The sequence below is a fragment of the Actinocrispum wychmicini genome, from assembly GCF_004345645.1.
GTDB classification, from domain to species: Bacteria; Actinomycetota; Actinomycetes; order Mycobacteriales; family Pseudonocardiaceae; genus Kibdelosporangium; species Kibdelosporangium wychmicini.
Map to the genome: position 1 here is coordinate 596,118 of NZ_SLWS01000002.1, position 19,217 is coordinate 615,334.

At 68.0% G+C, this 19,217-nt stretch carries 15 protein-coding genes and 1 riboswitch; of the genes, 11 read left to right on the plus strand and 4 right to left on the minus strand.

The features are described 5' to 3' along the window. Positions 1 to 8: 8 nt before the first annotated feature. The 3 genes from EV192_RS11110 to EV192_RS11120 all read right to left on the minus strand — a co-directional run bounded on the left by EV192_RS11110 (position 9) and on the right by EV192_RS11120 (position 4,588). The gene (locus EV192_RS11110; protein WP_243726773.1) at positions 9 to 1,022 is read right to left on the minus strand and encodes a ribonucleotide-diphosphate reductase subunit beta; all 1,014 of its coding nucleotides are present in this window, start codon (positions 1,020 to 1,022) and stop codon (positions 9 to 11) included. Then, positions 1,019 to 3,334 (minus strand): ribonucleoside-diphosphate reductase subunit alpha, encoded by a 2,316-nt coding sequence (locus EV192_RS11115; RefSeq protein ID WP_243726774.1) that lies wholly within the window; start codon positions 3,332 to 3,334, stop codon positions 1,019 to 1,021. Before EV192_RS11115 ends, EV192_RS11110 begins: the two co-directional genes overlap by 4 nt. Before the next feature lie 86 nt (positions 3,335 to 3,420). After that, positions 3,421 to 3,626: riboswitch (cobalamin riboswitch) on the minus strand. 47 nt (positions 3,627 to 3,673) lie between these two features. Then, a complete protein-coding gene (locus tag EV192_RS11120; RefSeq protein WP_132114059.1) occupies positions 3,674 to 4,588 on the minus strand; it encodes a transglycosylase SLT domain-containing protein in 915 nt (304 codons plus the stop codon). 127 nt (positions 4,589 to 4,715) lie between these two features. On the opposite strand from EV192_RS11120, the gene EV192_RS11125 reads away from it, so the two are divergent. The 3 genes from EV192_RS11125 (at position 4,716) to EV192_RS11135 (ending at position 7,953) form a co-directional block, all read left to right on the plus strand. Then, the gene (locus EV192_RS11125; protein WP_132114061.1) at positions 4,716 to 5,507 is read left to right on the plus strand and encodes a methyltransferase domain-containing protein; all 792 of its coding nucleotides are present in this window, start codon (positions 4,716 to 4,718) and stop codon (positions 5,505 to 5,507) included. 285 nt (positions 5,508 to 5,792) lie between these two features. Continuing rightward, the gene (locus EV192_RS11130; RefSeq protein WP_132114063.1) at positions 5,793 to 6,185 is read left to right on the plus strand and encodes a hypothetical protein; all 393 of its coding nucleotides are present in this window, start codon (positions 5,793 to 5,795) and stop codon (positions 6,183 to 6,185) included. Further along, complete coding sequence (locus tag EV192_RS11135) at positions 6,175 to 7,953, plus strand: caspase, EACC1-associated type (protein ID WP_132114065.1); 1,779 nt, start codon at positions 6,175 to 6,177, stop codon at positions 7,951 to 7,953. The genes EV192_RS11130 and EV192_RS11135 overlap by 11 nt, the downstream gene beginning before the upstream one ends. A gap of 2 nt (positions 7,954 to 7,955) precedes the next feature. Here the strand turns inward: EV192_RS11135 and EV192_RS11140 are convergent, their stop codons facing one another. Then, complete coding sequence (locus tag EV192_RS11140; protein WP_132114067.1) at positions 7,956 to 10,277, minus strand: PEP/pyruvate-binding domain-containing protein; 2,322 nt, start codon at positions 10,275 to 10,277, stop codon at positions 7,956 to 7,958. Positions 10,278 to 10,878: 601 nt separating this feature from the next. Here EV192_RS11140 and EV192_RS11145 point away from each other — a divergent pair. The 8 genes from EV192_RS11145 (at position 10,879) to EV192_RS11180 (ending at position 19,216) form a co-directional block, all read left to right on the plus strand. After that, on the plus strand, positions 10,879 to 11,874 hold the full coding sequence (locus EV192_RS11145; protein WP_132114069.1) for an ABC transporter substrate-binding protein: 996 nt from the start codon (positions 10,879 to 10,881) through the stop codon (positions 11,872 to 11,874). Continuing rightward, a complete protein-coding gene (locus tag EV192_RS11150) occupies positions 11,871 to 12,782 on the plus strand; it encodes an ABC transporter permease (RefSeq protein ID WP_132114071.1) in 912 nt (303 codons plus the stop codon). The genes EV192_RS11145 and EV192_RS11150 overlap by 4 nt, the downstream gene beginning before the upstream one ends. Further along, positions 12,779 to 13,564, plus strand: coding sequence for an ABC transporter ATP-binding protein (locus EV192_RS11155; protein WP_132114073.1), 786 nt, complete (start codon positions 12,779 to 12,781; stop codon positions 13,562 to 13,564). Before EV192_RS11150 ends, EV192_RS11155 begins: the two co-directional genes overlap by 4 nt. A gap of 20 nt (positions 13,565 to 13,584) precedes the next feature. Then, complete coding sequence (locus EV192_RS11160; protein WP_243726775.1) at positions 13,585 to 16,317, plus strand: sensor histidine kinase; 2,733 nt, start codon at positions 13,585 to 13,587, stop codon at positions 16,315 to 16,317. Then, entirely contained in the window at positions 16,314 to 16,742 is a 429-nt protein-coding gene (locus tag EV192_RS11165) for a roadblock/LC7 domain-containing protein (RefSeq protein ID WP_132114075.1), read from the plus strand. The genes EV192_RS11160 and EV192_RS11165 overlap by 4 nt, the downstream gene beginning before the upstream one ends. A gap of 9 nt (positions 16,743 to 16,751) precedes the next feature. Beyond that, complete coding sequence (locus tag EV192_RS11170; protein WP_132114077.1) at positions 16,752 to 17,114, plus strand: DUF742 domain-containing protein; 363 nt, start codon at positions 16,752 to 16,754, stop codon at positions 17,112 to 17,114. Next, positions 17,092 to 17,694, plus strand: coding sequence for a GTP-binding protein (locus EV192_RS11175; RefSeq protein ID WP_132114079.1), 603 nt, complete (start codon positions 17,092 to 17,094; stop codon positions 17,692 to 17,694). The genes EV192_RS11170 and EV192_RS11175 overlap by 23 nt, the downstream gene beginning before the upstream one ends. Before the next feature lie 103 nt (positions 17,695 to 17,797). After that, a complete protein-coding gene (locus EV192_RS11180) occupies positions 17,798 to 19,216 on the plus strand; it encodes an ATP-binding protein (protein ID WP_132114081.1) in 1,419 nt (472 codons plus the stop codon). Position 19,217 lies beyond the last annotated feature (1 nt).

The following is a 19,217-nucleotide window of genomic DNA, read 5'->3' on the forward strand; positions in this document are numbered from 1 at the left end:
CCCCCACGTCAGAAGTCCTCGTCGAAGTTCACGGTTCCGCTGACGGCCACCTGGTAGGCCGAGACGCGGCGTTCGAAGAAGTTCGAGAGTTCCTGGACGTCCTGCAGTTCCATGAACGCGAACGGGTTCTTCGAGCCGAACTCGGGGGCCAGGCCGAGCGCCTGCAGCCGCCGGTCGGCCACGTGTTCCAGGTAGGACCGCATGTCCGCCAACGACATCCCGGCCACCCCCTGCACCAGCAGGTCCTTGGCGAACCGGGTCTCCGCGTCCACCGCCTCGCGCAGCATCTGCCGTACCTGGGCGTGCAGTTCGTCGTCGAACAGGTCGGGTTCCTCCCGCCGCACCACGTCCACGACGTCGAACGCGAACGCCATGTGCATGGACTCGTCCCGGAACACCCAGTTCGTCCCGGACGCCAGCCCGTTCAGCAGCCCACGGGAGCGCAGGAAGTACACGTACGCGAAGGCGCCGTAGAAGAACAGCCCCTCGATGCAGGCCGCGAAGCAGATCAGGTTCAGCAGGAACGCGCGGCGGTCGTCGCGGGTGCGCAACTGGTTCAGGTGTTCGATCGAGTCGATCCACTTGAAGCAGAACTCGGCCTTGTCCCGGATCGACGGGATGTTCTCGACCGCGGCGAACGCGGCGGCCCGCTCGTTGTCGTCCGGCAGGTAGGTGTCCAGCAGTGTCAGGTAGAACTGGACGTGCACGGCCTCCTCGAACAGCTGCCGGGAGAGGTACAGCCGGGCTTCGGGCGCGTTCACGTGCTCGTACAGGTTCAGCACGAGGTTGTTGGCGACGATCGTGTCGCCGGTCGCGAAGAACGCCACCAGCCGGTTCACCAGGTGCCGTTCCGCGTCGGTGAGCTTGCCCAGGTCGGCCAGGTCGGAGTGCAGGTCGACCTCTTCGACCGTCCAGGTGTTCTTGATGGCGTCCCGGAAGCGGTCGTAGAACAGCGGGTACCGCATGGGTCGCAGGGTCAGGTCCATGCCAGGGTCGAGCAGGGTCTGGTTGCGAACGGTCACTGGCACGCCTCACAGGTCTCGGGGTTTTCCAGGGAGCAGGCGACTGCCTCAACGGCGACCGTGGCCTGCTGGATCCGGGTCGCCGGGCGGGACCGCAGGTAGTAGGTGGTCTTCAGGCCGGCTTGCCAGGCGTACCGGTACATCGACGACAGCTTGCCGATGGTGGGCGCGGCCACGAACAGGTTCAGCGACTGGCTCTGGTCGATGTACGGGCCACGCGCGGCGGCGAGGTCGATCAGGGCTCGTTGCGGAAGTTCCCACGCGGTACGGAAAAGCAGCTTGCTGTCCGCGGACAGGCCGTGGATTCCCTGCACGGAGCCCTCGTCGCGCTTCAGCCGCGTGCGGGTCTCCTCGGTCCACCGCCCTTCGCGTTTCAGCTCGGCCACGAGATACGAGTTGACCTGGAGGAACTCCCCGGACAGCGTCTCCCGTTTGAACACATTGGACACTTGCGGCTCGATGCACTCGAAGCACCCGGCGATGGACGCGATCGTCGCCGTCGGCGCCACCGCGACCAGCAGCGAGTTACGCAACCCGTGCTCGGCCACCCGCTCCCGCAACGCCTCCCACCTCGCCGTCTGGGTAGGCGTCACGCCCCACAGGTCAGGCTGCAGTTGGCCACGAGCAGCCCGAGTCTCCGCGTACGCCGGGTGCGCCCCGGCGGAGGCGGCCAGGTCGGCGGACGTCTCCAGCGCGGTGAGGTAGATCTCCTCGGCGATCCGGGTGGACAGCTCGACAGCTTCCGGCGCGTCGAACGGCAGACGTAGCTTGAAGAACACGTCCTGCAGGCCCATCACGCCCAGGCCGACCGGCCGCCAGCGCGGGTTGGAGCGGCCGGCCTGGTCGGTCGGGTAGAAGTTGATGTCGATCACGCGGTCCAGGAACGTCACCGCGGTCCTTACCGTCTCCCGAAGCCGAGCCCAGTCGACAGCACCCTCGACGACATGCGCGCCGAGGTTGACCGAGCCGAGGTTGCACACAGCGGTCTCGGCGTCGCTCGTCACCTCCAGGATTTCCGTGCACAGGTTGGACAGGTGCACGACGTTGCCCGCAGCCGCGGTCTGGTTGCAGGTGCGGTTGGCGGTGTCCTTGAACGTCATCCAGCCGTTGCCGGTCTGGGCGAGGGTGCGCATCATCCGGCCGTACAGGTCACGCGCCTTGACCGTACGTACGGCCCGACCCGCCTCCTCGGCCGCGCGGTACGCCCGGTCGAAGTCGTCGCCCCACAGGTCGGGCAGTTCGGGAACCTCGTCCGGGTCGAACAGCGACCAGTCGGCGTCGGCTTCGACCCGGCGCATGAACTCGTCCGGGATCCAGTTGGCGATGTTGAGATTGTGCGTGCGCCGGGCGTCCTCGCCGGTGTTGTCCCGCAGCTCCAGGAACTCCTCGACGTCCGGGTGCCAGGTCTCCAGGTAGACGCACGCGGCACCCTTGCGCCGGCCGCCCTGGTTGACCGCGGCGACCGAGGCGTCCAACGTGCGCAGCCACGGCACGATGCCGTTCGAGTGACCGTTCGTGCCACGGATCAACGCGCCGCGCGAACGTACCCGGGACCACTGCACGCCGATGCCGCCGGCGAACTTCGACAGCCGGGCGATCTGGGCATACCGCTCATAGATGGATTCGAGCTCGTCCCGCGGTGAGTCCAGCAGGTAGCAGGACGACATCTGGGTGTGCCGGGTGCCGGCGTTGAACAGCGTCGGTGAGCTGGGCAGGTAGGCCAGCGACGACATCAGCCGGTAGAACCTGATCGCCTCCGCCGGTGTGTGCGACAGGCCGCACGCCACCCGCAACAACCAGTACTGCGGGCGTTCGACCACGGCACGGGTGTGCGGGTGCCGCAGCAGGTAACGGTCGTAGACCGTGCGCAGCCCGAAGTACTCGAACCGGTTGTCGCCGTCCTGGTCGACGGCGTCGTCGAGCTTGCGCGCGTGCGTGGACACGAAGGCGGCGGTGCTGTCGCCGATGAGCCCTTCACGGTGGGCCAGCGCGATGCTCTGGCTGAAGGAATGCACGCCCTGGCCGCGTACTTCCTTGTCGATGTACGCGCCCAGCAGGCGCGCGGCCAGCCGGGAGTACTCCGGCTCTTCGGCGACCAGCTCGGCCGCGGTCTGGATGGACAGCCGGTCGAGTTCCTCGGTGGTGGCGCCGTCGTACAGACCGTTGATGGTCCTGGTCGCCACTTGATTGGAATCCACAGTGGACAGACCGGTGGCGCACCGTTGGACGGCACGCACGATCTTGTCCACGTCGACCGGTTCGAAAGCGCCACTGCGTTTGCGCACGCGCATCGTCGGCGCGGAAACCGTCACGACTCTCTCCTCGCGAGTCTCAGGGCGCGCGAGGACCCCACAGGGTCGCCGCGCCCACCCTCGGGGCCGGAAGACACCTGCCCGCCGCGCGGACAGGCGAGCAGGCAGGTCTTCGGACTCGCGGGCACACAAAACCGGACCTACTGGCCGTCGCTTCCCGGACCCGGGTCCAGTGCTTGATGACGGCGGTCGTTCCCGCTCACCGCTGCGGGGCAGCCCCGGATTCACACCGGGTTCCCTGTTACCCCGACCACCCTGGATGGATGGCCGAACCAGCTCTGCGGAGCACAATACATGGGGTCGCTCGACACGACGGGACCCACATGTTGTGTCGGCGTGTCATCCCCAGGGCTGGCTCGACATGAGCGCCCGGACGTTGTTCGCGTACTTGGACGCCACGGTGTGCCCGTTCGCGAACACCACCGCGCCCGGCCCGGCGTTGTAGCCGACGATCACCGCCGTGAGCAGATCCGGGTCGGTGATGTCGTAGTGGTAGCCGAAGTTGTTCTCACCGAAGTACGCGATCAGCCACTGCAGGTACTCGGCCCCGATGGCGGTGTTGCCGGCGAGCGTCTTGTAGTCGTACGACGTGCCGAACCGCTGGTTCATCCACTTCGCCGTCGGGTCCATGATCTGCATCGTCCCGAGGCCGCCGTCACACGCCTTGATGGCCGACTGCCATCCGCTCTCCTGCCACGCGATCGCCTGCATCAACGCCGGCGGCACCGTGATCACGGCCTTGCCACCCAACTGCGGCGTGGCCGGCGGCGGCACGTCAGGCGGCGGGTCGATCGCCACCAACGGCGGATTCGACGCGTTCGTCCAGTACTGCTTCCCAGCGGCCGCCAGCAAAGCGGACTTCACGTCGCCCTTGGGCGCGTTGTCGCCGGCCAACGTTGGTGTGCAGTTCGGCACCTCGGGCGGATGCGGCGGCGGAGGCACCGGAATGTCGACGGGATGCGACGTCGGCGCCGGCATCGCGGGTTTCGGCGCGGGCGCCCCAGGCTTGCGCGACGAGGAAGTGGCCTTGCTCGACGAGGAAGAAGCGGACGAACTGGTCGTCGCGGCCGAGGAAGAGGCCACAGACGGCGTGGTCGAGACCGCGGCCGAGGAGAACGAGAGATCACCGAGAGCGGCTGCGGGCTTCGTCGGCGGCTGCTTGTCGCCACCGGTCAGCAGGACGACCGCCGCAACCAGAACAGCGGCTGTGGACCCGCCCGCGATGGCTAACTTGGCTCTACCGGAAATCCCCATAGCTGTTCTCCCCTGGTCACCAGTCGCGCGAATCTACCAGAGGCGCCCGGCGATCTGACACGCCGTCAATTGCCCACAATATGAGAAGCTTCTCCCGAATCTTGAGAACCGGCGCTAGCGTGGGATCATGCCGAAGTACACGCATGGACACCACGAAGCCGTTCTCCGTTCCCACCGGTCAAGGACTGTCGCGAACTCGGCCGCCTATCTGGTCCCGCACCTGCGGCCCGGACTGTCCGTTTTGGACGTGGGGTGCGGGCCGGGGACGATCACCGCGGACCTGGCCGAGCTGGTCGCGCCGGGTGTGGTGACCGCGGTCGAGCCGGTGCCGGACGCGTTCGGCGCGGCGAAGGAGTTCGCGGCCGGGCGGAACGTCACGAACATCCGGTTCGAGATCGCGGATGTGCACAGTTTGCCGTACCCGGACAACAGTTTCGACGTGGTGCACGCCCATCAGGTGCTGCAACACCTGCACGATCCCGTGGCCGCGTTGCGCGAGATGAGGCGCGTGTCCCGAGGTGTGGTCGCTGCGCGGGACTCGGATTACGCGGCCATGGCGTGGTTCCCTGAATCACCTGTGCTCGACGAGTGGATGGCGTTGTACCGAAAGGTGGCGCGGCACAACGGCGGCGAGCCTGACGCGGCCCGGCGGTTGTTGTCGTGGGCGCGCGCGGCCGGTTTCACCGACGTCGTTTCCACGGCTTCCACTTGGTGTTACGCCACTCCGCCGGAGCGCGAGTGGTGGAGCGGCATGTGGGCGGACCGGATCCTGCACACCGCGATCGCCGACCAGAGCGTCGCCTACGGGTACGCGAGCCGGGACGACCTGGAGCGGATCTCCCAGGCCTGGCGTGCGTGGGGCACGGCCGACGACGGCTGGTTCGCGATCCTGCACGGCGAGATCCTGGCGCGGAGCTAGTGGCTCGTCTACCAAGGTTCGCCGGGTTTCTCGACGGCCCAGCTTCCCGCTGACCGCACGGCCGAACCGGGCGAGTACGCCCGGTACGAGCCCAGTCCGGCCGCACGCCCAGCGGAAACCTGGATCCGCCGAATAAACCCAGCAACCTTGGTAGACGAGCCACTAGGCCCTGCTTCCGTTCGCTCGTCGAAGGACTACGCCATCCGGATGCAGACGGGCGAACAACGATACCTCTCCGCGTGCCGGCGGTAGCTTGCTGTTACCGGGCATGAGCGGAGGAGGAGCATGGGAACGGTGTCGCTGCTGCTGCGGGTTCATGCCGCGGACCTGGAGCCGGAGGAACACGAGGAACACACTTCGGATCTTGGCCGGTTACTGCGCGCGGTCGACGGGACGCGGCTGTCGACGGTCGCTGGTGACCCGGCGCCGCCCGGGGGCAAGGCGACCGGCGGTGTACTCGCCGGCGGACTGCGGATAACCGTTGCCGCATCACGTAAGGCGCTCGCCGCGGTGCTCGAGGTGGTCCGCACATGGGCCGCGGCGGTCACCGCACGGTCGGTCCTGGTCGAGATCGACGGGGACCGGCTGGAGATCAAAGGCCCCACCACGGCGCAGATGGACCAACTGGTGGCGGTGTTCGTGAACCGACACACCGAGGTGGACGTCCGTGACGCGTGAAGCCTTGCTGATCGGCACCGCCAGCTACGAGCACGAATCCTTGCGGCGGTTACGTTCTCCGGCGCAGGATGTCGCGCAGCTCGACGCCGTCCTCGCGGATCCGGCGGTCGGCGGGTACGACGTCACGACGCACGTCGACACTCCCGCCGAGCGGTTGAGCGAGGCGATTCGCGGGTTCTTCGCCGATCGTCGCCCCGATGACACACTGGTGCTGTACTTCTCAGGGCACGGCATCAAGGACGCGGCCGGCGAGCTGTTCCTGGCCGCCACCGACACCCAGCTCGACGACCTCGACCACACCGCGCTGTCCACCGACACGGTGAACCGGTGGGTCCGCAACTGCCGGTCCCGACACGTGCTGCTGATCCTGGACTGCTGTTACAGCGGCGCGTTCCCGCGCGGAATGTTCGCCAAAGCCGGTGCGACAGTCGATGTGCACGAGCGCTTCACCGGCCGGGGTCTGGCCATCATGACCGCGACGACGGCGATCGAGTACGCGTTCGAGGGCGGTGAACTGGCCGACCGGCACGACGGCGAGCCCGACACCTCGGCCTTCACCAAAGCGTTGATCCACGGCCTGGCCACCGGGGAAGCCGACGACAACCTGGATCAGCGGATCACGCTGGACGAGCTGTACTACTACGTCTTCGACCTGGTGCGAGCCGCCAATCCCCGGCAGACACCGTGCCTGTGGCTGCTCGGCGGGCAGGGCAGCTTCGTGGTCGCCCATCGGCGGCCGGGTTCCACCGCCCGGTGGCGGCGCCCGGCGCCGGCCAGAGAACCGGTCGTCCTCGAACCCAGCCGGCGCGTGCTGGCGCTCACCATTCCCGCCGCGGTGGCCGGTGGTTTCGTGAGTTGGCTCGGCCTCGACGGGCTTCCCGGAAGTCCATTGTGGTCGGTCGCGCTGTTCGGCGTCCTCCTGGTGGCGGCCGCGGTGCCACACACGGTCAGAGCTTGGGCGGGACGTACTGTCCTGGAGAACCGGGGTGTGCGGGTCACCGGGCTGCGCACACGGTTCATACCGTGGCCGTCGATCCTGGTGGTCGAGACACGGTACGGACTGTTCGGGCAGGGCGCCGCCGTCCGACGCGGCAATCGGTTACATCGGCTCCCGCTGGTGCTGCCCGCTCCCGATCGCGTGTGGTTCGGGTCGCGGCAGCGGTGGCGCACCGGCTTGGACAAGGTCCGGGTCTACAGCGTACACCGCGGCTCGCCGACCAGCGTCGTCAGTGCCGGCCCGACCGGTCTGCTGACTGGCGCCCTCCCCTCGCTCGTCGCCGTCATCGCCGTGCTGGTGGGCATCGACCATCCGTGGAACTGGCCGACCGTCACCACGACGCTGCCGGACGCGTGTGCCTTGCTCCGTGAAGGATCCGCCGTTTTTGGTCCGACCGATCCCCAGCCGGACAACTCGTCAGCGGACACCGCCGGCTGCAGCACACCGTTCGCCGGTTTCGGAACCCTTCGGCTGGACTACGAACTCTCTCGCAGCGCGCCGCCGTCGGCCATCCGGCGCGCAGCGGCGCGGTTGGCCGGATATCGCCTCAGCGATGGGCAACAGGGAACGATCTTCACCGCGGACAAGTTGACGCACGAGGGATACGGCGTCGAACAAGCACCCTGGGCCAAGGTGCGCCTGCGATGTGGAAACGTCGTCGTTTCGGTGGCCTACGACGGCGGGGGCGCGAACGCGATGACGACCTTCCTGCCGGCGGTCGCCAACGAGGCCGCCAACAGGCTCGCCGCCGAGACTCCTGGGATATGTTGACGCTACAGAACAGTCACCGTCCCCCGGCCGCCGTCGACCCGAACCTGGTCCCCGGTCGAGATCCGGGCGGTGGCGTTCCCGCATCCCACCACGGCCGGGATCCCCAACTCCCGAGCCACGATCGCGGCGTGCGACAGCGGCGCCCCCACATCGGTGACCACGGCGGCGGCCCGCGGAAACAGCGGCGTCCACCCGATGTTGGTCACCACGGTGACCAGGATCTCGCCCTGCCGCAACGCCTGTGCGTCCTCCACAGTGGACACGACACGGGCGGTCCCGGTGACCACCCCGCCCACCCCGGGGAAGCCACGGATGTCCCCGTCGGCCGGGGGCAGGAGGGCGGACGGGTCGAAGCGGCCCCGGATCAACGGCGGATACGGCGGCAGCGACCGGTAGTGGTCGTAGGCCGCCCGCCGCCCCGGCACCGAGGCCAACGCGCCTGTGTCCCCGGCCAACAGCGCCAGGATCTCATTGACACCAAGGAAGAACAGGTCGTCCCCGTGGCCGGTCAAGGCGCCGGCCCGAAGGACGAACGCCCGGAACACCCAGAATGTCCGGACCATCTCCGAGCGGGACTGTTCCCGGGCGAGCGCGGTCGTCGCGGCCTTGGCCAGTTGGGCTTTGATCTTGGCTGCCTTACCAGGGAACCGCTGCTCAAGGCGGGCCCACGCCTCTGCGCGGGCGGAAGCCTGCCGGGACAGCAACTCTTCCGGCGAGCCGTCGAAGGCGTCCCGCTGCCGGTCGATCCACGCCGGGTCCTCGCCCGGCCGGGGCGCGGACAGTTCGTACTCGTCCGGACACCTGTGGCCCCAGTCCCGCACGTAGGCGTCACGGGTCAGCGAGCCGCGTTTGAGCTGGGCCAGTCCGATCAGTGGGCCGAGGCTGGCCAGGTCCGCGCCGGCGCCGGTGAGCAGGGTGTTGGCGTCCGCCTCGCCGACCAGGTCGCGCAGGGCCGGCCCGAGTTTGGCCGCGCCGACCTGCCGGGCGCCCACGTCCAGGGTCTGGCAGTCCACCCGCAGCAGACTGTCCACATCGGACCGCCACAACGCCAGCAGTGAATCCGTTGACGTACAGGCGGCGATCCGGTCCCGCAGCGAAGCACACCGAGCCGGGTTCGACGCGAGCAGGCGCGGCAGGTGACGGCGATATGCCCGGCCCTGCCTGACGAACAGCAAGGCCACCGGGAGCGCGGCCCGGACCAGCTTGAACCAGGACATCGGCAGCCGGGGGACGTCGGCGGGGATGTGGCCGAAGGTCTGTTCGCTCGCCTGCCGGACGGCCTTGCCCATGCCGAAGGCGTTGGCCATGGCCATGGTGGTGGACAGGTTCAGGTAGAACCGGCCGCCGATGTTGCCGGACGTGGGGTGCCCGCCGATCGCCGGCATGGCCAACGCCTGGATCACCGACCAGGTGACGGGTGTCATCACCGACGGCACGGCCTCGCTGACGTTCCCGTTGGTCCACAGGTAGTCGCCGAGCCGGGTGTCGTTCCACTCGGCGCGCGCCACCGGCAGGTTGGTGATCGGCCTGGCCTGCACGATGTACGGGCTCTCGTCGGCGACCGCCCATTCGATGTCCATCGGCACGCCGTAGAGGACTTCGATCCGCTCCCCCAACCGGGCCAGCTCAACCGCTTGATCGGCGGTCAGCACCGGTGCGCCGCGCCGGTCGTCCGGAACCGGTTCCGCACGGGTCCCTTCGGGCGTCCGCACGGTCATCGCGGTCTTCTCGTGAATCGCGCTGCTGACCAGGGAACCACCTTTGTCTACAACGTACACATCAGGGGTGACGAGTCCACTGACGACCGTCTCACCCAGTCCCCAGTTCGCGTTGATCACCAGTTGATCACGATTTCCGGTCAGCGGGTCGGCGGTGAACAGCACGCCGGCCGCGTCCGCGGGCACCAACTCCTGAACCACGACCGCCATGGCCACATCGGACGAGACGCCATGTTCGGCGCGGTACGCGATAGCCCGTTCGGTCCACAGTGAATCCCAGCAGCGTCGAACCGCGGCCAGCAGCGCGTCGAAGCCGGTGATGTTCAGAAAAGAGTCGTGCTGACCTGCGAAAGACATGTCCGGCAGGTCCTCGGCGGTGGCCGAGGACCGCACCGCGACCGGTCCGCCCTGGTAGGCCGCGCGGATCGAAGCGACCACCTCGTCCGGACTGTCCCGGTAGGCCCGAAAAGCGTGTGTCGTGATGTGGAATCCCGGTGGGACGGGCAGTCCCGCCGCCGCCAGCCGGGCCAGTGACGCGCCCTTGCCCCCCGCGGTGGCCAGATCAGCCGCATCGTCGTCCAATCGGAGTACGTATGCGTTGCTCATCTACCTATGTTCGCACGGCTCGAACGCGAACTAGTCGGCAAACAGTTCACCTTAGGGTGACAATTCGGCCATCGTCTGAAGGTCATCTGACCTCGGCGAACGTGACACACTGAACCTATGTGACCAACCGTACGTAATCAGGTGTAACCCGGTTGGTACCTTTGCAGTAGCCGTTCAGGTACTTGCGGTGCTCGCTAGGCTGTCGGCCGGGAGGCGAAGGGTAAGGCGGGCTCATGGGCGCGGGCCACGGTTTGCCACGCGTTTACATGCGTGCGACCACTCGCAGCGATTTGAGTCCTTTACGTTCGCCAGGCAGCTGATCGTGAAGGGCTGGACGCATGTTGACCGGGCATTGTGACGTTCCGTGGTTCCGCCACTACGGAGCGAAGGCTCGACACGCTTGGCGTCCACTCGCATACACAGTCGCAAATGGACCCACAGCCAGCCGAAACGGTTACCCACACCCGTTTCATGCGTCAGCCGCATACTCCCAGTTAGTTAGTTTCCGTCGTTCCCCCCAGGTTTCCGCGAGCTGAATATCGGAACTCCCCACCCCGTCCCCCTGGAGTTCGTTGTGCGATCCCGTCCATACGGTCGGCTGATGACCGCGGTGCTCTGCGCCGTCAGCCTGTTCGGCGTCACCGCCCTGTCCGCCTGCAGTTCGTCCACCGCATCGGCCGGTGGCGGCGGCGACAAGATCACCCTCGGGTTCTCCGCCTGGCCAGGCTGGTTCCCCTGGCAGGTCGCCGAGGAACAGGGGCTGTTCAAGAAGAACAACGTCAACATCGAGCTGAAGTACTTCGACAGCTACACCGACAGCATCAACGCCCTGTCCACCGGCGCCATCGACGGCAACAGCCAGACGCTGAACGACACGCTGGCGGCGGTGAGCGGTGGCGCCAAGGAAACCATCATCCTGGTCAACGACAACTCGACCGGCAACGACAAGATCATCGCCCGGGACGGCATCAACAGCATCGCCGACCTGAAGGGCAAGAAGGTGGCGGTCGAGCAGGGTCTGGTCGACCACTACCTGCTGCTGCTCGCCCTGCGCGAGGCCAACATGACCGAGAAGGACGTCCAGCTGGTGCCGATGGAGACCGGCGCGGCGGCCGCGGCGTTCAAGGGCGGCCAGGTCGACGCGGTCGGCGCGTTCCAGCCGTTCGCCGACACCGCGCTGAGCCGGCAGGGCAGCAAGGCGCTCGCCACGTCCGCGGAGTTCCCCGGTGCGATCCCGGACCACCTCGCGCTCAAGGCCGATCTGGTCAAGTCGAAGCCGCAACTGGCCCAGGCACTGGTGAACACCTGGTTCGACACCATCAAGTGGATCAAGGACAACAAGGACAAGGCCACCGAGATCATGGCCAAGCGCGGCGGCAGCACGGTCGAGGCCTACAAGGCGTTCGACTCCGGCACGACGATCTTCACCCTGCAGCAGAACCTGGACGCGTTCACGCCGGGCACCACACCGGAACACCTGAACCACCAGGCACAGTCCGTTGTGGACTTCATGATGAGCACCGGACTGACCCAGAAAGCGCCTTCGCTGGACGGGTTGTTCGACGACACGTTCGTCAAAGCGGTGCCCAAGTCATGAAACCGGTAGCGGTTGAGCACGAGGACCTGGCCGGCTGGGGCGTCAAAGCCCCGCCGGTCAGGTCCGCCCGACGAGACCGACAGGACTGGCGGCCGCTGCCGGAACGGCGGCGGCCGCGCAGGTCGCCGAAGCTGCTGCCGATCCGCACGCCGATCTCCGCGAAGGGCAAGTGGGTCCTGTACGTTCTGTCGTTCGCGATCCCGCTGGCGGCGTGGTTCGTGCTGAGCGAGGCCAAGATCCTTCCGCCGGAGTTCCTGCCGACGCCGGAGGCGACGTTCAGCAAGCTGGTCGAACTCGCCCAGTCGGGCCAGCTGTGGCCGAACCTGTGGGCCACGTCCGAGCGGGTCATCTACGGCTTCGCCATCGCGATCGTGATCTCCGTCCCGCTGGGATTCATGATGGGCACGTTCCAGGCCGCCCAGGCGCTGTTCGAACCCATCATCAGCCTGGTGCGGTATCTGCCGGTGCCCGCGTTCATCCCACTGCTGATCATCTGGCTCAACAGCGTGGACGAGCCGCCGAAGATCGCACTGATCGCGCTCGCCGTGGTGTTCTTCAACACATTCATGATCGCGGACGTGGTCAAGTCGGTGCCGATGCCGATGATCAACGTGTCGTACACGCTCGGTGCCCGGCGCGGGGAGGTGCTGCGCAGGGTGATCCTGCCGCACGCGCTGCCCGGCATGATCGACGCGATCCGGGTCAACCTCGCGGCCGCGTGGAACTTCGTGATCGTCGCCGAGGAGGTCAACGCGGCCACCGGCCTCGGCCACGAGATCATGCAAGCCCAGCGTTTCCTGCGGACCAACGAGATCTTCGCGGTCCTGATCGTGATCGGACTGGTGGGCCTCGTCCTCGACGTGGCCTTGCGCTTGCTTCGCGGCCGTGTGGGACGGTGGGTGGTATGAGCGACACCCTCCTGGAGCTACGCGGAGTGAGCAGGGCGTTCACTGTCCGCGGCAAGACGGTCCAGGCCCTTGAGGACATCGACCTCGTTGTCCCGCAAGGAGAGTTCCTGTGCGTGGTCGGCGCGAGCGGATCCGGCAAGTCCACCATGTTGTCGCTGGTGGCGGGTTTGGACACACCCACTCAGGGTGAGGTGCTCGTCGACGACGCCCCGGTGATCGGCCCCGGACCGGACCGCGGTCTGGTTCCACAGGCCGGGACGCTCTATCCCTGGCGGACAGTGGAACGTAACGTCGCCTTCGGACTCGAACTGCTGTCGGTGAGCGCGGCCGAACGGGCCAGGCGCGTGGACTGGTACCTGGCCGAGACCGGGCTCACCGAGTTCCGGCGGTCGTTGCCGCGGCAACTGTCCGGCGGGCAGCAGCAACGGGTCGCGATCGCCCGCGCGCTCGCGTGCGAGCCCGAGGTGCTGCTGCTCGACGAACCGTTCGGCGCACTGGACGTGCAGACCAAAGAGGACATGCAGGTGCTGATCCGGCAGATCTGGCTGGACACCGGCACGACCGTGCTGATGGTCACGCACGACGTGGAGGAGGCCGTGTTCCTCGGCCAGCGCGTGGTCGTCCTCGCGTCGCACCCGGGCCGGATCGCCGCCGAGATCAACGTCGAGCTGCCCGCCGACCGGGATTTGAGGGTCAAACGCACGCCCGAGTTCCTCGAGCTTCGCGCCACCATCGAAGATCTCGTCCGAGCCCAGCACCGCAAGGCCGCGGCGGCCGGGTGACAAGGAGGAGGTGAGTCGGCGTGAAGCACGTACGTAGGGGAGCGGGGAAGCGCAGCCTGCAGAGCAAGACTCTGCTGGGCCGGTTACGCATCCGCAGCAAGCTGAACCTGCTCCTGGGCCTGCCGTTGGCCGCGGTGCTGCTGGTGGCGACCCCGTTCGTGATCACCCAGGCCAGCAGCGCGGCCTCCGCGCAGGTGACCGCGGACGCCGCGGGCAACACGCGTGAGCTGGGCGGTCTGATCTGGGAACTGCAGCGTGAGCGGCTGCTCACCGCTGCCTACATCGCGTCGCCGCACAGCGACCCCGGGCAGATGCAGAAGCAGCAGCGCAAGGTCGACGACACCGTCGCCCAGGTGCGCGCGTCCCTCGGCACGGGCATCTCCGACGAGTTGACCTCCGCGCTCGCGCGGCTCGGCTCGTTGCCCGAGGTGCGACAGAACGCGCTGCGCCGCGGCATCGCGCCTGACGTCGTGGCACGGACGTACCACGCGATGGTCGACGCGATCATCGGCAGCCTCCGGCTGGTAGCGCAGCAGACGTCGGACGCGGCGGGTACGCGGCAGCTGACCGCCCTGGACGCGTTGCTGCACGCCAACGAGTTCGGCGAGCTGCGCGGCATGGCGTTCATCGCGACCGCGGTGAACAAGCAGGCCGGGCAGAAGCTGCTCGACGACTGCGGCGCACAGGCCGCCCTGTTCGTGGAACGGTTCGTGCAGCAGGCCGACGTCGAACACGCCGGCCTTGAGGTGTCCGTGGTGGAAGGCGACACCGGCCGGGCCGTGGAAGCCCTGCAGGGCTCCTTGCCGGACCCGAAGAGCAGCTCGGCGGTCGAGGCGTACGCCTCGACGGCGCTCAACACGGTCAGCTCACAGTCGGGCCTGCGGCGAACCGTCCAGGACCGCGTGACGAGCCAGATCACCGACGCCGCGACCAGCCGAGCGGACAGCGCGGCCACCCTCGCGTGGCTGATCGGTGGCGGTGCCGCCGGGTTGTTCGCCCTGGTGCTGTTGCTGTCGGTGGTGGTGAGCCGCTCGATCGCGTCGCCGCTGCGGAAGCTGACCGACGCGGCCACGTCCGTCGCCGACCTCGCCGAGACCGAACTGGTCCGGGTCAGCGACACCGAGGAAGGTGTCGTCGAACAGGCACCGGTGCGGCTCGCGGAGATCGAGGTCAACACCGCGGACGAGCTGGGCCAGCTGGCGGTGGCGTTCAACCGCGTGCAGTCGACCGCGTCCGGACTGGTCGAACGGCAGGCGGTCACCCGGCGCAACGTGAGTCTGATGTTCGCCAACGTCGCCCAGCGCACCCAGAACCTGGTGGGCCGCCAGCTCGCCCTGGTCGACGAGCTGGAACGCAACGAGCAGGACTCCCGGCTGCTGGCCAGCCTCTACCGGCTGGACCACCTGTCCACCCGCCTGCGCCGCAACGCCGACAACCTGCTCGTGGTCGCCGGCAGCCGCGAGGAGAACGTGCTGGGCAGCCCGATCCAGCTGGCCACCGCGCTGCGGTCGGCACTGGCCGAGATCGAGGACTACCAACGGGTCCGGATCAGCGACATGCCCGAGGTCACACTGTCCTCGGTGATGGGCACCGACCTGGTGCTGCTGTTCGCGGAACTGCTGGAGAACGCGGCGTCGTTCTCGCCGCCGGACACGTTCGTGGAGGTCTCGACCGCGTTCGGGGCCGACGGCTCGTGCGTGGTGATCATCGTGGACCACGGCATCGGGATGAAGCCGCCGCGACTGGCCGAGGAGAACCAGCGGCTGGTCGAACGTGAACGCCTGGACGTGGCCCCGACGAGTGTGCTCGGGCTGTTCGTGGTCGGCCGGCTGGCCCGCCGGCACATGTTGAACGTCATGCTGGTGCCGACGCCGAGCGGCGGCATCACCGCGCGGGTCACCATGCCGCCCACGTCGTTCTCGCGGCCGATGGCGGCGGTGCTGACCGAGCCCGAGCTGCCGGCGCCGATGCCGGTGCAGGAACCCATGCCGCTGCCCGCGGCCCTGCCGCCGGTCGCGCCCCCGCCTGGCCGGCTGCCGGTGCCGGACGTCCCGTCCGTCGCGATCCCGCCGGCCCGGCACACGGCCGGATTCGCGTGGTTCCCGGCGTTCGAGAGCCAGGACGGCTGGCAGTCGCCCGCGCCCGCGTTCCACACCGGCGAGCAGCCCGTGATCCGGTCCCCCAAGCCGGCCTCGGAACCAGTTGCCGTGTCCGGCAACGGCAACAGGCAGGCAGCGGGCCACATGGGCGGCAGGCTCGGCCCGAACGACGGCGAGAGCCGCAGCGGTCTGCGCCGCCGGGTGGCCGGGGCGCAGCTGCCCGGTGCCGCCACGGTCCCCACCCCGACGGAGTCCGTGCCGGCGCCCCCGCCGCCACCGGCCCGGCACGCACAACACGACCCGGTTGCGGCGCGCGACGCGTTCGACGGTTTCCAGACCGCCTTCGCGAACGTGGCCGCCACACCGGAAGTCACCCCGCCACCGGCCGAGCCGGCGCCACCAACGGAACCCGAGCCGGTTCCCGCGGCGCAGGCACAGGTCCCGGCGGAGCGAGCAGGCTTGTCCCGGCGGATCCCGGGAGCCAACCTCGCACCAGGCTTGCGCTCGCGAGCCATCAGCCAACCGTCCGCCCGGCCGACCGCACCGCCGATGCGACTGCGGGACCCGGCCTCCGACCGGGCGTCGTTCGACGCGTTCAGTAGTGGTTTCGCACGCGCCGTTGACAGTGATCCAACGAAAGAGAGCACTCGATGACCATGTCCGGAGTCAGCACCGAGGCCCAGAACTTCAACTGGCTCGTGAGCCGCTTCGCACAGGGCACCGCTGGGGCGATCGCGGCCATCGCCGTGTCCGCCGACGGACTGCTGATCGCCATGTCGCAGGATCTGGCCAGGCACAACGCGGACCGGCTGGCCGCGATCGCGTCGGCCATGCTCGGACTGGCCAACGGGGTGGCCGACGCGCATCCGCTCGGCCAGCCCGACAAGATCATCATTGAGCTGGAGCGGGGCTACCTGCTCGTGTGCACGATCAGCATCGGCTGCTCGCTGGGTGTGCTGGCGTCCAAGCAGGCCAGCCTCGGGACGATCGCGTACGAGATGGCGATGTTCGCCAACCGGGCCAGCTCCGTGCTGACCCCGGCGCTGATCGAGGAGCTCAAGAACTCCGTTGGGCAGTAAGGAGTCCCGATGACCGGTCCTGCTGATGAGAAAGATGTGACGTTACTGCGGCCGTACCTGATGACGTCCGGCCGCTCCGCCCCGGTGGACCACACGATCGAGATCGAGGCGCAGGTGGTCACCAGCGCCCTCGGCGCGGCATCGCACCCACAGCTGAACTTCGAACGCCGCGACATCGTCTCGTTGTGTCGCACGAACATGTCCGTGGCGGAGATCGCGGCCATGCTCAAGATCCACATCGGGGTGGCCAGGGTGCTGGTCGCCGACCTCGCGGCACTCGGCTACCTGGTGGTCCGACGCCCCGACACCGACCTCCCCAAGGACCTCCGCATGATTGAAAGGGTCATCCGTGGACTCGAAGCCATCCGCTGAGCCGCTGGGCGGCAGCCGCAAGCCGCCGACACCGGTCAAGATCGTCATCGCGGGAGGCTTCGGCGTCGGCAAAACCACCGCGGTGGCAGCCATCTCGGAGATCCCCCCACTGCGCACCGAAGCGGCGATCACCTCGGTGGGCGCCGAGGTCGACCGCCCCGGCCACACCCCCGGCAAGACCACCACCACGGTCGCGCTGGACTTCGGCTGCATCACCATCGACGAGGACGTGAAGCTCTACCTGTTCGGCACCCCCGGCCAGGACCGGTTCGGCTTCATGTGGCACGACCTCGTGGTCGGCGCGCTCGGCGCACTGGTCATCGTGGACACCCGCAGGCTGGACGACTGCTACCCGGCAGTGGACTACTTCGAGAAGGCCGGCGTCCCGTTCGTGGTGGCGGTGAACAAGTTCGACGGGATGCTCAGCCACGAACTGAACGACGTCCGCTGGGCCCTCGCGGTCTCCGACGACGTCCCACTCGTGACGTTCGACGCCCGGATCAAACTGTCCGTCCGAGACGCCCTGCTCGCCGTACTCCGCAAGTCCTTCGACCGAGCCAGGACCCGCGCGATGAGCTAGCTCAAGGCGGCGACACCCCCCACCTTGCCAACTAACGCTCATGTTACTAGCATTGATGTTACCAACATGAGTGTTAGTAACGGTGCGCAGCGGAGGTGTCGGAGTGGCTCGTTTCGTCGGCAGGGACCGTGAGCTGCGGATTCTGCGGGATGAGCTGGCGCGGGTCCGCCAGGCGGACGACGACCGCCCGGGGCGCTGCCTGCTCATCCGTGGTCGCCGACGCGTTGGGAAGTCCCGGCTGGTCGAAACCTTCGCGGATCGAGCGGGCGCACCATTCCTGTTCTTCACCGCCACCGGCGAGGCGACCGAGATGGAACTGGCCCGGTTCAGCCAGGACGCTCTTGAGTCGACCTTGCCGGCGAAGGATCTGCTGGCCGCCGGCAACCCGGCGAACTGGGGCGACGCGCTGCGGCTGCTGGCCGCCGTTCTGCCGGACAACGCGCCGAGCATCGTGGTGATCGACGAGCTGCCGTACCTGATGGACGACAGCCAAGCTTTCGAAGGAGTGCTGCAACGGTCCTGGGACCGTTATCTGGCGCGCAAGCCGACGCTGCTGATCCTGATCGGCTCGGACTTGTCGATGATGGCGGCGCTGGACAGTTACGAGCGCCCCTTTCACCAGCGTGGCCGCGAAATGGTCATCGGCCCGCTGAACCCCTTGGACCTGGCCGGAATGCTGGAGATGGACCCACCCGAGGCGTTCGACGCGGCGTTGGTCACCGGCGGGCTGCCCTTGATCTGTGCTGACTGGGCAGCCGGACAGGACCTCTGGGGATTCCTCGACGATGCCCTGGCCAACCCCACGTCGCCGCTGCTGGTCTCCGCGGAACGGTCACTGGCTGCCGAGTTCCCCGAACACGCCCAGGCCCGTACCGTCCTGGGTGCCATCGGCTCCGGCGAACGCACGTTCACCAACATCGCCAAGGCAGCCGGGGGAATCGGAGCCACCCCACTGCAACGGTCACTGTCCACTTTGATCGACAAACGCGTCGTGGCCGGGGATCTCCCGCTGTCCACCCGGCCGTCCAAAGACCGCCGATACCGCGTCACTGACCCGTATTTGCGGTTCTGGCTGAGGTTCCTCGCCCCGGCCATGGACGAGATCGAACGCGGCCGCAGCGACCTGACCCTCAACCGAATCCGACGGAGTTGGACCACCTGGCGTGGTCGCGCCGTCGAACCCCTTGTCCGCGAGGCACTCGGCCGACTCCTCCCGGACGACCACATTCCGGCCGCGCCAGCCATTGGCGGCTACTGGACCAGGACCAACGACATCGAGATCGACATCGTCGGAGCCGACCGCGCTCCCGTCGCACGTCAACTTCTCTTCGCCGGATCCATCAAGTGGCTGGAGAACTCCGCCTTCGACGACCACGACCTCGCCGACCTCCAACGGCACGCCGCCGCCCTGACCGACCAGCCGCTACCCCTTGTCGCGGTGTCCCGCAGCGGCACGTCCTGCGAAGGCGCCCACGCGACGTACGAACCAGCCGACCTTCTCGGTGCATGGGACCCGCGATGAG

Excerpts from the sequence above, each read along its gene's own strand:
- EV192_RS11120 (WP_132114059.1), bottom strand. The coding sequence starts at position 4,588 with ATGGGGATTTCCGGTAGAGCCAAGTTAGCCATCGCGGGCGGGTCCACA.
- EV192_RS11125 (WP_132114061.1), top strand. The coding sequence starts at position 4,716 with ATGCCGAAGTACACGCATGGACACCACGAAGCCGTTCTCCGTTCCCAC.
- EV192_RS11130 (WP_132114063.1), top strand. The coding sequence starts at position 5,793 with ATGGGAACGGTGTCGCTGCTGCTGCGGGTTCATGCCGCGGACCTGGAG.
- EV192_RS11140 (WP_132114067.1), bottom strand. The coding sequence starts at position 10,277 with ATGAGCAACGCATACGTACTCCGATTGGACGACGATGCGGCTGATCTG.
- EV192_RS11145 (WP_132114069.1), top strand. The coding sequence starts at position 10,879 with ATGACCGCGGTGCTCTGCGCCGTCAGCCTGTTCGGCGTCACCGCCCTG.
- EV192_RS11150 (WP_132114071.1), top strand. The coding sequence starts at position 11,871 with ATGAAACCGGTAGCGGTTGAGCACGAGGACCTGGCCGGCTGGGGCGTC.
- EV192_RS11155 (WP_132114073.1), top strand. The coding sequence starts at position 12,779 with ATGAGCGACACCCTCCTGGAGCTACGCGGAGTGAGCAGGGCGTTCACT.
- EV192_RS11165 (WP_132114075.1), top strand. The coding sequence starts at position 16,314 with ATGACCATGTCCGGAGTCAGCACCGAGGCCCAGAACTTCAACTGGCTC.
- EV192_RS11170 (WP_132114077.1), top strand. The coding sequence starts at position 16,752 with ATGACCGGTCCTGCTGATGAGAAAGATGTGACGTTACTGCGGCCGTAC.